Origin of the sequence: Bradyrhizobium sp. C9 (assembly GCF_002532045.1) — a bacterium.
GTDB lineage: Bacteria > Pseudomonadota > Alphaproteobacteria > Rhizobiales > Xanthobacteraceae > Bradyrhizobium.
The window spans coordinates 755,868-770,894 of the sequence record NZ_NWTG01000001.1 but is presented as its reverse complement, the minus strand read 5'-3'; the positions used below and the strand labels follow the sequence as shown (position 1 = coordinate 770,894).

13 protein-coding genes are annotated in these 15,027 nt (G+C 65.2%); 1 reads left to right on the top strand and 12 read right to left on the bottom strand.

Annotated features, from left to right (window positions below; all coding sequences use genetic code 11):
- Window positions 1–44 precede the first annotated feature (44 nt).
- The 10 genes from CO675_RS03400 to CO675_RS03355 all read right to left on the bottom strand — a co-directional run bounded on the left by CO675_RS03400 (window position 45) and on the right by CO675_RS03355 (window position 10,661).
- A complete protein-coding gene (locus tag CO675_RS03400; protein ID WP_245452609.1) occupies window positions 45–995 on the bottom strand; it encodes a Rossmann-like and DUF2520 domain-containing protein in 951 nt (316 codons plus the stop codon).
- Window positions 941–1,783: a class II aldolase/adducin family protein gene (locus tag CO675_RS03395; protein WP_097670572.1), complete on the bottom strand. Its 843-nt coding sequence runs from the start codon at window positions 1,781–1,783 to the stop codon at window positions 941–943. The genes CO675_RS03400 and CO675_RS03395 overlap by 55 nt, the downstream gene beginning before the upstream one ends.
- 13 nt (window positions 1,784–1,796) lie before the next feature.
- Window positions 1,797–3,485 (bottom strand): acyl-CoA dehydrogenase family protein, encoded by a 1,689-nt coding sequence (locus CO675_RS03390; RefSeq protein WP_097670571.1) that lies wholly within the window; start codon window positions 3,483–3,485, stop codon window positions 1,797–1,799.
- Window positions 3,482–4,126 (bottom strand): TetR/AcrR family transcriptional regulator, encoded by a 645-nt coding sequence (locus tag CO675_RS03385; RefSeq protein WP_097670570.1) that lies wholly within the window; start codon window positions 4,124–4,126, stop codon window positions 3,482–3,484. The genes CO675_RS03390 and CO675_RS03385 overlap by 4 nt, the downstream gene beginning before the upstream one ends.
- 359 nt (window positions 4,127–4,485) lie before the next feature.
- Window positions 4,486–5,241 (bottom strand): phosphorylase, encoded by a 756-nt coding sequence (locus CO675_RS03380; RefSeq protein ID WP_502693354.1) that lies wholly within the window; start codon window positions 5,239–5,241, stop codon window positions 4,486–4,488.
- On the bottom strand, window positions 5,238–7,199 hold the full coding sequence (gene shc / locus CO675_RS03375; RefSeq protein ID WP_097670569.1) for a squalene--hopene cyclase: 1,962 nt from the start codon (window positions 7,197–7,199) through the stop codon (window positions 5,238–5,240). Before shc ends, CO675_RS03380 begins: the two co-directional genes overlap by 4 nt.
- Window positions 7,200–7,266: 67 nt before the next feature.
- A complete protein-coding gene (gene hpnE / locus CO675_RS03370; protein ID WP_097670568.1) occupies window positions 7,267–8,517 on the bottom strand; it encodes a hydroxysqualene dehydroxylase HpnE in 1,251 nt (416 codons plus the stop codon).
- Window positions 8,517–9,353: a presqualene diphosphate synthase HpnD gene (gene hpnD, locus CO675_RS03365; RefSeq protein ID WP_097670567.1), complete on the bottom strand. Its 837-nt coding sequence runs from the start codon at window positions 9,351–9,353 to the stop codon at window positions 8,517–8,519. The genes hpnE and hpnD overlap by 1 nt, the downstream gene beginning before the upstream one ends.
- Window positions 9,350–10,228, bottom strand: coding sequence for a squalene synthase HpnC (hpnC, locus tag CO675_RS03360; RefSeq protein ID WP_097670566.1), 879 nt, complete (start codon window positions 10,226–10,228; stop codon window positions 9,350–9,352). Before hpnC ends, hpnD begins: the two co-directional genes overlap by 4 nt.
- A 196-nt stretch (window positions 10,229–10,424) precedes the next feature.
- Entirely contained in the window at window positions 10,425–10,661 is a 237-nt protein-coding gene (locus tag CO675_RS03355; RefSeq protein ID WP_097670565.1) for a hypothetical protein, read from the bottom strand.
- Window positions 10,662–11,066: 405 nt separating this feature from the next.
- Here CO675_RS03355 and CO675_RS03350 point away from each other — a divergent pair, with 405 nt between their 5' ends.
- Entirely contained in the window at window positions 11,067–11,570 is a 504-nt protein-coding gene (locus CO675_RS03350; RefSeq protein ID WP_097670902.1) for a hypothetical protein, read from the top strand.
- Between the two features lie 78 nt (window positions 11,571–11,648).
- On the opposite strand, the gene CO675_RS03345 is transcribed toward CO675_RS03350, so the two are convergent.
- Complete coding sequence (locus tag CO675_RS03345; RefSeq protein ID WP_097670564.1) at window positions 11,649–14,033, bottom strand: efflux RND transporter permease subunit; 2,385 nt, start codon at window positions 14,031–14,033, stop codon at window positions 11,649–11,651.
- Between the two features lie 197 nt (window positions 14,034–14,230).
- Window positions 14,231–15,025: an ethanolamine ammonia-lyase subunit EutC gene (gene eutC, locus CO675_RS03340; protein ID WP_097670563.1), complete on the bottom strand. Its 795-nt coding sequence runs from the start codon at window positions 15,023–15,025 to the stop codon at window positions 14,231–14,233.
- Window positions 15,026–15,027 lie beyond the last annotated feature (2 nt).

Below are 15,027 nucleotides of genomic sequence, written 5' to 3'. Positions count from 1 at the left end.
TTGAAGGGCCTCGGTTCAGCGAACCGGGGCCCTTTGTTCTTGGATCAGGATGCGGCCTGCGTTTGCCGGGTTCGGAGTAGCAGCTGTTCGATCTCGGCGGCGCGCGCAGCGCTGAGCGTGCCGCGCTCGATCCCGAGCGGGACATTGCGCAGCGCCAGTTCGCGATAGAGCGCGCCCGAGGCGGGAAAGCGCTCGTCCAGGGCCCGCAGGTGCTTGACGATCGTCCCAACGTCGCCGCGCGCCACGCAGCCACCCATGCCGTTGGCGAGGCCACCGTCGAGAACGGCCGCGACCGTGCCCCGCAGCAGCGGCATCATGGCGCGCAGCGCGTCGGCCTCGCTGGCGCCAAAGCTCCTCCAGAGCTCGACGCCTTCCTTGAGCAGCGAGATCAGGAACGGACCGACGTAGTAGGCCGAGGCATGATAGAGCGCCCGCACGCCGGCCGGCAGCGCCAACGGCTCGCAGCCGATGCTGGTGGCGAGCCGTTCAAGGTCGTGCCGGAAGTCGCCTTCTGCCTCGATGCCGACGGTGCATCCGCGCAGCCCTTCAAGCGCGACGTCGGGATTGGCAAACATCTGCATTGGGTGAAATCCGCCGGTTGCGGCGCCCGCGGAGCGCGCATGATCGAGCGCCGCCAGTTCGGTCGCGCCACTGCAATGGACCACGCGGTGATGCGGCTTCCAGCGCAGACCGCGGCAGACCGGCAGGATCGCGTCATCGCTCACCGTCAGGAAGACCATGTCGCAGCTGTCCACGACCTGTTGCGCGCCGGCCAACGGCCGCGCCGATGGGATGCGGGATCCGAGACGCTGCGCGGCATCGGGACCACGGTTGTAGAAGGCTGCGACGTTCAGATCCGCGCGGGCGAACGCCGGCGCGAGCGTCTGCGCCACGCGGCCGGCGCCGATGAAGCCAATCCGCAGCGAGGCCTGCGACATGCTCATTGCGCGTAGCTCGCGTCGATGCGGTCGAGCCTGCGCCGCAGCGCCGGCCATTCCAGCAGCCCGTAACCGGCTTGCAGATTTTGCGCCGCTTCATTCAGCACCGGATTGGTGTCGCGCTCATTATCGAGCGTGATCTCGGTGCCGGCAAAGCAGGTCACCGTGTTGCCGATCGCCAGTTCGCTCGGCGCGTGCAGCGGCCGGCCGCAGCCGAGTGCATCGACCTGGATCCGGCAAGCCTGCTCCAGCCAGTAGATCGCATTGAACGCCTGCGGAATCGTGTTGCCGCAGACCAGGAGGCCATGATTGCGCAACACCAGCACGTTGTTGCGGCCGAGATCGGCGACGACGCGGTCGCATTCGTCGCGATCGATCGCCGGCCCCTCGAAGTCGTGATAGCCGATCCGCCCGTGAAACCGCATCGCCGTCTGCGACAGCGGCAGCAGCCCTTCGGCAAGCGTGCTGACCGCGGTGCCGGCCCTGGTGTGGGTATGCAGGACGCACTTCACGTCGGGCCGTGCGCGATGGATCGGGGCATGCAGGTAGAAGCCGGCCACGTTGACGTTGTAGCCGTGGTCGGGCTGCAGCAAGGTCCGGCCCTCGATGTCGATCTTGACGAGGCTCGACGCCGTGATCTCCTCGTAGAGCATGCCGTACGGATTGATCAGATACCGGTCGTCATGCCCCGGGACCTGCGCGCTGATGTGGTTGTAGATCAGGTCGGTCATTCCGTAGAGCGCGACCAGGCGGTAGCACGCCGCGAGATCGACCCGCGTCGCCCACTCCTCTTCTCCAACGAGGGTCCTGACATCGTTGACGGCACAAACTTCGGTCTGACGCATATGACTGAGACCCCTAGTGACGGATGACGGAGGCGCGCGCAACGATCTCGCCAAGGCCCTCCGACGACGGAAGCGCGCCGAACACATGCATTCCGTCCGCACCAAGCCTGGATTGCACGAAGAGATCGGCGGCGGCAGCATCGCCATGCCGCAACATCTCGGCGGCCTGCAACGCATGCGCCATGCGGGTGACCAGCGCCCGTGCATGCCCGTCGTCCGGATAACGTGCCCGCAAGCGATCCGCGAGGTCGTCCGTGCTCCGGTCATAGACCGCATTGAGGCCACTGCTCGCACGCAGTTCGTCGACGAACGCGTCCCGGCAATTTGCATCCCGTTGCATGGCGCGCAGCACGTCCATGCACATCATGTTGGAGGTACCTTCCCAGATCGAGTTCAGCGGCGCCTCGCGGTAGAGCCGCGCCATCGCATTCTCCATGATGAAGCCGTTGCCGCCATGCACCTGCAGACACTCGTAGGTGAAGGCCGGCGCGCGCTGGCAATTCCAGAACTTCACCACAGGGGTCGCGACCCGCGCCAGCAGCCGCTCATGGTCGCTGGTCTGCAGGCCGTCGGTCGCACGCGCGACGCGAAATGCGCCCAGCATCGCCGCCTCGCTCTCGAGTGCGAGATCGGCGAGCACGTTGCGCTGCATCGGGAGCTCGGCCATCGGCTTACCGAACGCGGTTCGCGTTTGCGCGTGGTTCAGGGCCAGGCTCAACGCCTGCCGCATCAGACCGGCGGAGCCGACCGCGAAATCCAGCCGCGTCAAATGCGCATGCGAAAGAATCTCCGCGATGCCGCGGCCTTCCTCGCCGACCAGGATCGACCAGGTGTCGTGATACTCGATCTCGCTCGACGCGTTCGAACGGTTGCCGCACTTGTCCTTCAGGCGCTGAATGTGGATGCGGTTGGCGCTGCCGTCCGGCAACAGGCGCGGCACGAACAGGCAGCTGACGCCGGATTGGGTCCGTGCCAGCGTGTAGAACCCATCGGCGACCGGCACCGAGAAAAACCATTTGTGGCCGGTGATCGCATAGATCTCGCCATGCGCGCCGCGCTCGACGAAGCGCGCGGTGGTCTGGGTCTCACGCAGATCGGAGCCGCCCTGCTTCTCGGTCATCGCGTAGCCGATCACCGCCGCACGCTTGGCCTCGATCGGAAGCCGGCGCGGATCGTAATCCGCCGCCAGCGTTCGCTCCCGCCACAGGCTGAATTGCGGCTTGCCGGAAAACCCGGCGATCGCGGCGTACGCCATGCCGGTCGGACAACCGACGCCGTTCTCGATCTGATTCCAGAGATAGCTCAGCGCCGCGCGCGCCAGATGGCCATGCGGCTCGTGCGTCGACCAAGCGAGGCCATGGACCTCGCTCTGGAACGCCAGCGCCATCAATTGATGCCATGCCGGATGAAACTCGACCCAATCGTTGCGGTTGCCATACCGGTCATGGGTCACGAGCTTCGGTTCGTACTCGTTGGCAAGCCGCGCGGCGTCCTGCACGGCTTCGCTGCCGGCCTGCGCGCCGAGCGCGGAAAGCTTGTCTCTTGCCCACGGCACGGTCCTTGCGATCAGGGCGCTCAATGCGCGGTCGTCATCGAACGCGTTGAAGCCTGTGGCCGGCCGCGCCTGATTGCGGACTTCATGGGTCGCAAATGGAGCGGCTTTCGCCTCCGCGGCGGCAACCGGCTGGACACGCGCATTCATGCGGAGACTCTCGACACGGGGGTCAATTCAGGCGCGGGATGGCGAAACAGCATGCGCGCGGAAAGCCCCGCGATCGATTGTGCGATCGCCCTTGCCGCGTCGGAGTCCGGCGCTGCTTCGGGCGCCAGCGGACCGACCAGCGCCTCCATGAAAGCGCCAGCCACGCAGGATGCCGCGACATTCGCATCGATCTCGACGAACTCGCCGTCGGCGATGCCGCGCCGGACCAGCCTTGCGATCTGATCGGCCAGGGCCGCCCGGTATTTCAGCCGCGCCGCATCGATCTCAGGCTCACAGGGTTCGGCGATCAGCGCGTAGGCCAGACGGCGGCCGCGCATCGCCCGCACCGCGAAGGTGTAGATCGCGTCCACCAGACACTGGGACGCGGATCCCTCCGCCTCGACGATCGCGGCGACAACCGCCACCTCGCGCTCGGAAACCAGGGCGAGCACCTGCGCATACAGGTCCGCCTTCGAGTCGAAGTAGCGATACACGCTGCCCGTGGCCACGCCGGCCCGTGAGGCGATCAGGGCGATCTGGGCGTCCTTCCAGCCACTCAGCGCCACCGCCTCCCTGGCGGCATCCAGAATGCGGGCCTTGGTCTCGACGAGCTGGTTGAGGCGAACCGCAGCGATTGCCATAATGAACCTTAATTCATGAATAGAGGATCATAATTCATATTCGATTGAATTGCGATCTCTGTCAAGCAGCCACAGGCGGCCCAAGGCCGCAGGACGGCACACCGCCCGCGGACGCCGTGGCTGTGCTTGCAGAAACAGTGATCGTCGGAGACATGCAGTGATCCGCGCAGGCAGGAACCGGCCTCGAGGGTCACCTGCCCGCAAGCCGGCGAACGCGCGCCCGGTAAATTTGAATGCACCGAACCCGGACCGGCGTGGCGTCAAAGCAAAAGGCCCGATCGCGGTGCGATCGGGCCTTTTTTGAGCTTGAGTGTTTGAGCCTGCTACAGCGAGCAACGCCGTCCCGGACCGGGACTGGATCAGGCCGCCTTTGCCACCAGCACGTCTTCCACCGGCATCAGCACGTCGTTGCCGAGCAGGAAGCCGCGGCAGCTGCGCAGCGAGCGCAGCGCGCGATTGAAATCTATACCGGTCGACACCAGCGCCCGCAGCGTCCGCGGATTGCGCACGATGCCGCGCAACACCTTGCGCAGGTCGATGTCGCCGTTCGGCTTCACCGCAGATTTCGCAAGCTCGGGTAGCGCCCGGTGCGCTGGATCGCTGATCACGCGCAGCGCGGCGAACGGAACGCCCGCCTTGGCGGCATAGGCTGCAGCGATGTGGCTTTCCATGTCGACTGCGGCCGCGCCCGTCATCGAGCGCAGCGCGGCCTTGCAGGCCTTCGCCGCGATCACCTCTTCGACGCCGGCAAGTCCGCCGCGGACGATCCGGCGACGCTTCAGCGCGGCGCTGGCGATCATCTCTTCGTTCAGGGCGGATGCTGCCAGGAAACGGGTATCGCCGGACATCACCTCGGTCGCGACCACGACGTCGCCCGACTTCAGCGACGGATCGAGACCGCCGGCCACGCCGAACGAAATCACGCCACGGAAGCTCGTCGAATCCAGCGTCGCCAGCAATTCACGCAGCTGCTGCGGATCGCTCGAGCTGCAAATCACGATCATGCCGGGACCGGCCGCGATGCGGGCCTCCTGCACCAATCCAGTCACAATCAATACCGGCCGAGGATCAATTCTACTGCCCACGGTCTCGGCGGCCCCCGCCTCAACAATCACATCCCGACCCCTACCACCCTGCTATTGGTGCTTCTCAAATTCCGATACCGCGCCAGCGCCCAGAGCGGAAAGAACTTCGAGTAGCCATGATATCGCAAGTAAAATACCCGCGGAAACCCCGTAGCTGTGTATCGCTGCTCGTCCCACAGCCCTTTTTCCGTCTGTGTTGCCTTTAGGTACTCCACCCCCCGCGCCACGGCGGGATTTTCGACCTCTCCGGCCGCCATCAATCCAAGCAAGGCCCATGCCGTTTGTGAGGAGGTCGACGGCGCAACTTCATAACCTTTGTAATCCAGCCGGTAGCTGACGGCGTCCTCGCCCCAGCCGCCGTCGTGATTCTGGACGGACGCCAGCCAATCGACCGCTTTCCGAATCATCGGGTCGTTGCGATCGACCCCTGCGACATTCAGCGCGGAGAGCACCGACCAGGTGCCGTAGACGTAATTCAGGCCCCAGCGGCCGTACCAGGAGCCCTCGGCGAGCTGGGTGCGGCGGAGATAGGCAATACCGTCGGCCATCGCCTTGCTGCTCTCGGCGGTCTCGCCGAGCTGGCCCAGCATCGAGATGCAGCGCGCCGTGACATCCTCGGTCGGTGGATCGAGCAATGCGCCGTGATCGGAGAACGGGATGTTGTTGAGGTAATATTCGAGGTTGTTGGCGTCGAACGCCGCCCAGCCGCCGTCGCGGCTCTGCAGCCCCTCGATCCACTCGCGGCCGCGCGCGATCGCCTCGTCATATTCCCTGGTTCCGCTGTGACGCCGCACGCGGTCCATCGCCATCACGACCACGGCGGTATCGTCGAGATCGGGATAGTGGTCGTTGTTGTACTGGAACGCCCAGCCACCGGGACGGACGCCCGGCGCCTTGACCGCCCAGTCGCCCTTCAGCTCCAGCACCTGGCGCGGCTTCAGCCAGTCGAGGCCCTGCTTGGCCTTGGCCAGCGTATCCTCGCCGCCCGCTTCCTGCAGCGCATGACAGGTCAGCGCGGTGTCCCACACTGGCGAGACGCAAGGCTGGCAATAGGCCTCGTGCTCGCCGACCACCAGCAGCTTGTCGATGCCGCGGCGGGTGACCGCGCGCGGCGGGAAATTCTCGTCCTTGCCGAGCGCCTCATACATCATGACGATGTTGGCCATCGGCGGATAGATCGCGCCCATGCCGTCTTCGCCGTTCAACCGCTCTTCGGTGAAGGCGAGCGCGGCGTCGATTGCGCGTTGACGCAGGCGCTTCGGAAACATCGGCTCGATCACGCGCAGCACGGCGTCGAGCGAGCGGAACAGATAGAACCAGCTCGCGCTCTGATGGGGCGCCTTCGGCGCCATGCGGACCGATTTCGGATCCTCCAGGAACAATTCGTCGATGCCGACGCCCTTCGGATTCTTCGCGCGCGGCTTCAGCGCGGCGAGCACCATCAGCGGCACCATGGTGGTGCGAGCCCAGTAGGAGATCTTGTTGATGTGGAACGGCGACCACATCGGCAGCAGCATGATCTCGATCGGCAGCACCGGCGTCGCGCGCCAGGTCACGACGCCATAGAGCGCGAGCAGGAAGCGCGTGAACACGTTGCTGCCCGAAGCTCCGCCGCGCGAACGGATCGCCTCGCGCGCCCGCACCATGTGCGGCGCGTCGACGGAATCGCCGATCATCTTCAGCGCGAAGTACGACTTCACGCTGGCGCTCATGTCGAACGGGCCGTCATGCACCAGCGGCCAGCCGCCATGCGCGCCCTGGACGCGGCGCAGATAGTTGCCGATCTTGGCCTCGAGCGCGGCATCGACCGGCTCGGCCAGATAATGACGCAGCAGGATGTACTCGGCCGGAATGGTGCTGTCGGCCTCGAGCTCGAACACCCAATGCCCGTCGGACTGACGGTAGCCGAGCAGCGCTTCGGTTGCCTTGGAGATGCTCTTCTCCAGCGCGACCGGATCGACTGCGACGCCGTGATCTCTCGAAAGCATTTCGCTCGATATCCTCTTCATTGCGGACCGGGCTGATCGAAAGCCGCGGCCGCTTAACAGGTCGAATCTAACGCCGGGCCAGAACCAGATCTGCGGCGCGATCACCCGACCGCACCGACCCCTCGATGGTTGCCGGCAACCCGGTAGCAGTCCAGTCGCCGGCAAGGAACAGGTTTTTTTGCGCTGTCGCGGGCCCCGGACGCAGGGCGTTCTGTTCCGGCGTCGCCTCAAATGTGGCGCGGCGCTCGCGCACGATCTGCCACGGCGGCAGGTCGCCGGAAATGCCGGACGCCTTGCAGATATCCCGCCAGATCGCCTGCGCGAGCTCCTCGCGCGGCATGTCGACCAGGCGGTCGCCGTTGCTGATCGTCACCGACAGACGCTGCGGGAACGCAAACAGCCACTCCACGAGGCCGCCGACCACGCCGAGAATGGGCGCGGCGTCGCGCGGCGGATCGACGCGGAAATGTGCATTGACGATGGCGCGGAATTTGGTCGGGGTCTTCAGGCCGGGCAGCAGGGTTGCCGCAGCGCGCGGCGGCACCGCGAGCACGACGGCATCGTCGGCCGCCAGCGTGATCTTGTCGCCACCGCCGAAGTCGAGCTCGCTGATGCGATCACCCGACATGCCAAGCGTACGCAATTCGTGACTGAACTGGACACTGTGGCCTCGCTCCTGCAGCAGCTTCACGGCCGGCTCGATCAGCACCGAGCTCAGGCCGTCGCGCGCGATCAGTGGACGGCAGGCCTGCCCGCCGGCAAGCAGCGTCTCGCGCACGATGGCGCCGGCAAGCCCGGCCGAGCCTTCCGGCGGATCGACGTTCAATGCCGCGAGCAGCAGCGGCTGCACCAGGCGGTCATACAGCGTTCCCTTGCAGGGAATCGTGTTGCCGACCAGCGCCTCGGCGCCGGCCCAGGCCAGCGGCGCCAATGCGAGATAATCGCGCAGACCGGTGTCGGGGACGCGGCGCGCCTCGTCGAACACCCACAGCGGCAGGCGGGAATCGCCGAGGTCGAGCTGCCAGCGTTGGCCGGACGCCAGATCGACGAACGGAAACTGCGCGCGCGCAGGTCCCACGAGGCCGGCCTCGGTGCCGATCGAGCGCGCGTAGCTCAGCGCGTGGCGGTTGCCCGACAGCAGCAGATGGTTGCCGTTGTCGATGGTGAGATTGGTGGCGGCGTCGAAATAGGAACGGCAGCGGCCACCGGCCTGCTGCGTCGCCTCGTGAACGGCAACCTTGTAGCCGCCATTGGCGAGCCGCACGGCCGCGGAGAGGCCGGAAATACCGGCACCGATGATATGAACGGTCTTTTGCATCAGATGATCGCGTAACGAAGAAGAATGCCGATCTTGGCGGCCTTGGACACACGCACCGGCTCACGCGGAGCGGCGAAGCCGCGCGCGATCAGGAGATCGAGGATCGCGCGGTAGTATTTCGACATGATCCGCGGCGCGCGCACGGCACGGCGCGAATTGCGATTCATGATCTCGTCGGACTTCTGGAAGTGCATCTTGGCGCGCTCGGCAAGCGGCGCGCACACTTTCGGCAGCGCGCGGTCGGCAGTGACGCGGGCCGGGTCGTTGTTGGTGATGCCGGCGTGCCAGAGCCATTCGCGCGGCAAATAGAGCCGGCCAAGACCGGCATCCTCGTCGATGTCGCGCAGGATGTTGGTGAGCTGCAGCGCGCGGCCGAGATGGTAGGCGAGCTGGATGCCGTCTTCCTCGGGCAGGCCGAACACGCGCACCGACAGCCGGCCGACCGCACTAGCGACGCGATCGCAATACAGATCGAGCGTCGCAAGATCGGGCGCGCGGATGTCCTGCGGCACGTCCATCTCCATGCCGTCGACGATCGCGACGAAATCCTCGCGCTTCAGGCCGAAGGCCTTCACCGACGCAACATAGTCCTTCAGCCGCGCCGGCGGATGCCCCGCATACAGCGCATCGATATCGTCGCGCCATTGCTGCAAGGCGGCCAGGCGCTCCGGCCGCGGACCGTCGGAATCGGCGATGTCGTCGACCTGCCGACAGAAGCTGTAGATCTGGAACATCGCCTCGCGCTGCGCGTGCGGCAGGATGCGCATCGCGGCATAGAACGAGCTGCCCGACGCGGTGCTTCCGTAATTTGCGTTGGCCGCCGCCTCAGCACTCATGCCCCTGCCGCCGTCTTGGAGACCGCACGCCGTCCGATCGTGCGCCGCGCAGTCTCGCCGGCGACGCCGCCAAGGCTCTGCAGCAGCAATTCGACCGGGCCCAGATGCACGCGTTCGCTGAGCGGGTCGCGCACCTTCAGCATGTTGACGATCTTGTCGGCGAATGCCTGGATCACCGAGATCTCGAGCCCGAGCCGGAAATCCTTCACTTCGGCGGCGAGCGGCTTGCTCTGGTCGAGCAGCGCCTCGGTGCGCACCGCGAGCGCCTGCAGGCATTTGAGCAGGGCCGGCTGCGACTTCGCCTCGCCGAGCATCTCGACGGTCGCACCCACAGCGGCCAGCGCATCGCGCGGCAGATAGACGCGGTTCAGGTTCCGGTAGTCCTTGCCGCAGTCCTGCAGGTGATTGTTGATCTGCAATCCGGCGCAGAGCGCGTCCGACGCCGCCCAGGTCGAAATATCCTCGCCATGCACGTCGAGCATGAAGCGCCCGACCGGCATCGCCGAGTAGCGGCAATAGTCGATCACGTCGTCCCAGTTTTCGTAGCGCAGCTTGGTGACGTCGAGGCGGAACGCCACCAGCACGTCGAGCGCATGCCGCGGCGGCATGCCGCGCTCGGCAAAGGCGCGGCGCAGGCTGACCGCTTCCTTCTGGCTATCGCCATTGCCGAGCAGCTCGGCCTCCATGAGGTCGAGATAGCGCAGCTTCTCCTCAGGCGGCAGCGTGGCGTGATCGGCGATATCGTCGGCGGTGCGGACGAAATTATAGAAGGCCAGGATCAGGGCACGATGCCGCGGATGAATGATCCACGACGCGACCGGAAAATTCTCGTCGCGGTGGGTCTTTCCGGATCGCAGGTCGCTCGCGGTGGTCATGGGAAATTTGGGCTACACTGGTCATGGCACGACGCAGGCGCGGACGGTCAGGCGCATGCGGGGGATTTGCGAGCCCCATATAGGGGAATACGCCACCAAAACCAATGCTATCTGTGACCGCCAGCATATGTGGCCGCAGCCGGCATGGCTGCCAGCCGCGGTGTCGATAGCGGTCCCTTGAGACCTGAATCCGGTCTTATTGGCCGTGGGTCTTCAGCACCTGGTCGCAGGCGGCGCTGATCTTGCTGCGGTTCTGCTGCAGGCAGGCGAGAATGGTGAAATCGCCCTGATCGATGACGGAGCGGCAGTGACGCTGCACGTCGCGCGTGCAGGCCTTCTGCTCATCGGGCGTGCCGCGCCCTTGCTGCTGGGCGAAGGCGCTGGACGAGAGCGGGATCGACAACACGGCAACAGCCAGGAGAAATTTACGCATCGTATTCCTTCATTTCCGACAGCAGAAAATCTGTTCCCGAAGCGCGTTTCGGCATGGCCGGGACGGATTTTGGGGATTGCAGACGCCACGTAACGCGGCAACGGATTGACGACAAGCACTGCTAAATGCGGCTAAATTTGCGGCGCTGTAAACCCCCGCCTAAGCCATTGATTGATAACAACGATTCATGCCATCACTTTGTCGCGTTTGGGTATTGCGGAGCGCACTTGTGCAAAGCTAGATGCCATCATGAGGCCAATGGTTTCTGATTCTGTTCAATGACGACAGGGCTCGCGCACGCCGCTTCTGTCGTTTGAACCTAACATTCCTGGGTGACACTAAACCTTCGATGCGGCGAGACGCTTTCTTGCGAAAGAGGCGTTGATTTTGATGGGAAAATTCAAAATGAAACTGTTTGGTTCCAGCCTTTATGGTCAGGCCCTCAGGGCTGTGGGCGTCAGCGCCGCACTGATGCTGTCTGCCTCCGCAGTCCATGCCCAGGCGAACGGTCCGTTTGCCGGTTTTGCCGGCTCGTGGACCGGAACGGGCACGGTGGCGTTGTCCAACGGCACGACCGAACGGATTCGTTGCAAGGCAGACTACAAGGTCGCGCCATCGGGCATGAACCTGAAGCAGTCGCTGCATTGCGCCAGCGACAGCTACAAGTTCGACCTCTCCAGCGACGTCACCAGCCAGGGCGACCGGATCTCCGGCAACTGGAGCGAGGCGAGCCGCAACATCTTTGGCAATTTGCAGGGCACCGCCGGTGGCGGCCGGATCGACGTGTTCGTCGAGGCCTCCGGCTTTGCCGCAAACCTGAACCTGCAGACCAACGGCTCCAAGCAGGTGGTGCAGATCGACTCGAAGGGCGAAATCCGCGGCGTCACTATCACGATGACGAAGACCTGACGCTTCAGAACGATCTCACTGGCCAACAAAAAGGCCCGGTTCCGATCACTCGGAACCGGGCCTTTTTGTTTCGGCCGATCAGGCCTTTTCGATCGGCGCCGGTTGCCCGCCCCTGCCGCGGAGTTTTTGCGACAGGTTGATCAGGAACATCGAGGTCGGCCGCAGGATGAAGAGGTCTGCGACCAGGGCCGCAACCATCGAGAACGCGCTGAGCCAGCCGAACAGCCGCAGCGACGGCAGGTCGGAGAACACGGTGACGACGAGGCCGCAGGCCAGCACCACCGTGGTCAGGATCAGCGCCGGGCCGACCAGCACGGTGGCGCGCTCCACCGCAAGCTCCGGCGTGACACCGGGCTTGGTCTCGAGCCGCAGCCGATTGAGGAAGTGGATGGTGGCGCTCAGCCCGAGGCCGAACGACACGGTCAACGCCACGACGCTGGCGAATTGCAGCCCCTCCCCGAGCAGCCACAGCACCGTGCCTGACAGCACCACCGGGAAGATGCCGGGCAGGATGCAGGAGAACATCACCACGACCGAGCGGAACGCCAGCCCGATGAAGATCGCGACCAGCGCGAACTCGACGGTGAGGCCGCGGTTGAGCTTCTCGATCATGTTGGCGCTGTTGCGCGCGGCAATCACCGACAGGCCGGTGACCGCGATCTCGTAGCCGGGATGCTCGGCGCGCACCTTGTCCAGCGAGTGATCGAGCTTGTTCACCACCGGAAGCAGCTGGCTCGAGTCGAGATCCGGGACGCGGCCCGACACCACGACCGCATCCTGGTCCTTCGAGATGAAGCGGCGCACGAGATGTTCGGGAATCACGCTGACATATTCCTTCAGCGTGGCGACATCGTTGCTGCCGGCCTTCTCGGCGAGCCAGCGCCGCAGGGTCTCCAGCGACCAGACGTTGCCGACGCCGGCGCTGTCTTCGACCATCGCATGAACGTCGGCGATCGTCTTCAGCGTCTCCGGCGAATAGAGCGATTGGCCCTTGGGGAATTCGATCAGCACGTCGACGGGATTGGCGCCCGTCAGCTTGGCGTCGAGCCGGCTCGACGCCTCCACCGCCTGCCGCTTGTCCGGCACCTGGTCGGCGAGCCGGTAGCGCGGCTCCAGATTGGCGTAGATGATGCCGAGCCCGCCGACGACGATCAGCGCGAGCAAGCTGAACAGCCCGGGACGGCCGACCATGCGCACCGCGATCCAGTAGCAGAAATTGCGCAGCGCCTGCACGCCGGCATCGGCGCTCTGGAACTTGACCGCAAAGACCTTCTCGTTGCGCACCAGCAGGATACCGAACACCGGCACCAGCGACAGCACCGCGACCAGCGCGATGATGGTCGCCGCAAGCCCGGCCTCGCCGAACTTGCGGATCAGGTCGGAATCCGAGAACTGCAGCGCGATGAAGGAAATGCCCGCGGTGCCGTGCGTCAGCACGCAGGCCGGGCCGACCACCAGCACCGCGTTCTTGAACGCGGTGAACTTGTCCTGCCCCGCGATCAGCCGGTCGCGTGCCGCGAATGTCAGCTGCATCGAGTCGGAGAAGCTGATCACCATGATGAGCGGCGTCATCACGTTGAGGAACATGTTGAGATTGAAATTGGCCCAGCCGAGACCGCCGAGCGCGAGCAGGATCGCGATCATCGGCGGGAACGCCGCCGCCACCATGAAGGATATCTTGCGGAAGAAGATGATGGCGATGACGCAGCCGGCGAGGATGCCGAGAATGTTGTAGGTCAGGCCGTCGCGCTCGACCGCATTGCGGATCTCAAGCTGCATGACCGGCACGCCGGACAGCTGGGCATTGAGCCCGCTGCCGCCGAGATCGTCGGCCATGATCTTCCTGATGTCCCCGACCACCTTGCCGAGCTTGTTGCTGCCGACCACTTCGGGCTCGAGCGACAGCACGACCAGCGCGAGCGTGCCGTCCTCCGACAGCAGCTTGCCGCGGATGATCTCGTTGCTTTTGACGGTCTCGACGAACTTGTCGTAGGCCGCGCCCTCGGGAAGTTCATTCGGGAACAGTGCCGCCGGCAGCTTGCCGGGCTCCGGCGCCTGGCGCGCGGAGAACAGCGACACCAGGCCGCGCACGCCCTCGACGAGCTGCAGGTCTGTGACCATGTCACGGAGCTTGCCGAGGTTGTCACGTGAAAGCAGCGTCTTGCCTTCGACCACGACGAGGACGTCGAATTCGGTCGCCGGGAAACGCTTGGTCACCGCCTCATATTGCTTGTAGTCCTTGGATTCGGAACGGAACAGCTGCGACAGCGAGTCGTCGATCTTGATCCGATGTACGCCGAACACCGCGCCGATCAGCAACAGGACGAGCACGATGCAGGACAGGATCGGCGCCCGCATCGGGATCAGGCCGAGACGCTCGATCCCGAACGCGATGCTGGGGCCCGTCCGCGGTTCTTCGACTTTCTCGACGTGGACCTGACTTTCGGAGTTCTTTTCGAGCATGCCCTGTCCAGTTCTGAAAACGGCTCAATCTGTCTAGCTTGGGTCTAGGGGCGCGAATGAGGCGGGTGAGCGCGGCTGATCGGCGCTAGTCCTTGAAAACACGCGAATATTGACCGGCGCCGGTTTTACCTGTCCGCCCCTTTGCTCGCAAGCGCGAGGGTACAACCAAATGCGCGGGGAACCGCTCATCCCCACTATTAAGTATCTGATTTGTCACACCCCGGTAGCGCATTCCGTGACGATCCACCGCCGCTTTCATCCTTCAACGCGACCCCGGTGATCTGGCGTGCCAGCCCCTCGCGCACAAGCCACGCGATCCTGACTGCGGCTTCCGGATAGCTCAGCCCGGCTCGGTGGATGTTGGAGATGCAGTTGCGGTCGGCATCGGTGAGGCCGATCCGCGGCGCGAAGGTGAGATAGGCGCCAAGGCTGTCGGGCGCGGACAGACCGGGGCGCTCGCCGATCAGCATCACCAGCATGCGCGCGCCGATGATGGCGCCGATCTCGTCGCCGAGCGCGACGCGCGCGCCTGACGCGACGACCACCGCACCGGTGTCGATGCTGTCGGCCGCAAGGTGCGGCACGAGGTGCCGGATCAATTCGACGGCATGCACATTGACCGCTGTCGGTGACAGGCCGTCCCCGACCACGACCGCGCAGGAGCATGCGGTGATGCCGAGACCTTCCAGCGACCGCCGCGATACGGAATCCAGCATGCGCCCGAGATCGGGCCGCCGTAGATAATCACGCCGGCCGGGCGCCTGGCTCGACACCTGGTGCGTCGTGATGCCGAGGCCGGCAAGGCCGGCCGTAATGCCGCTGGCGTCGAAGGCCGCGTGAACGGCATCGCGGGCGCGGGCGTGGTCGAGCGTGAACGAGAGCAGCGCCTCGGTCGGCAGGCTGGCTCCCGACCGCCCGAGACCGACGCGCGCCGGCGTGAGTTCGCGCAAATCGGGAAGCGACGGGGACGATGGCGCCGGCGGTGTCGTCATGC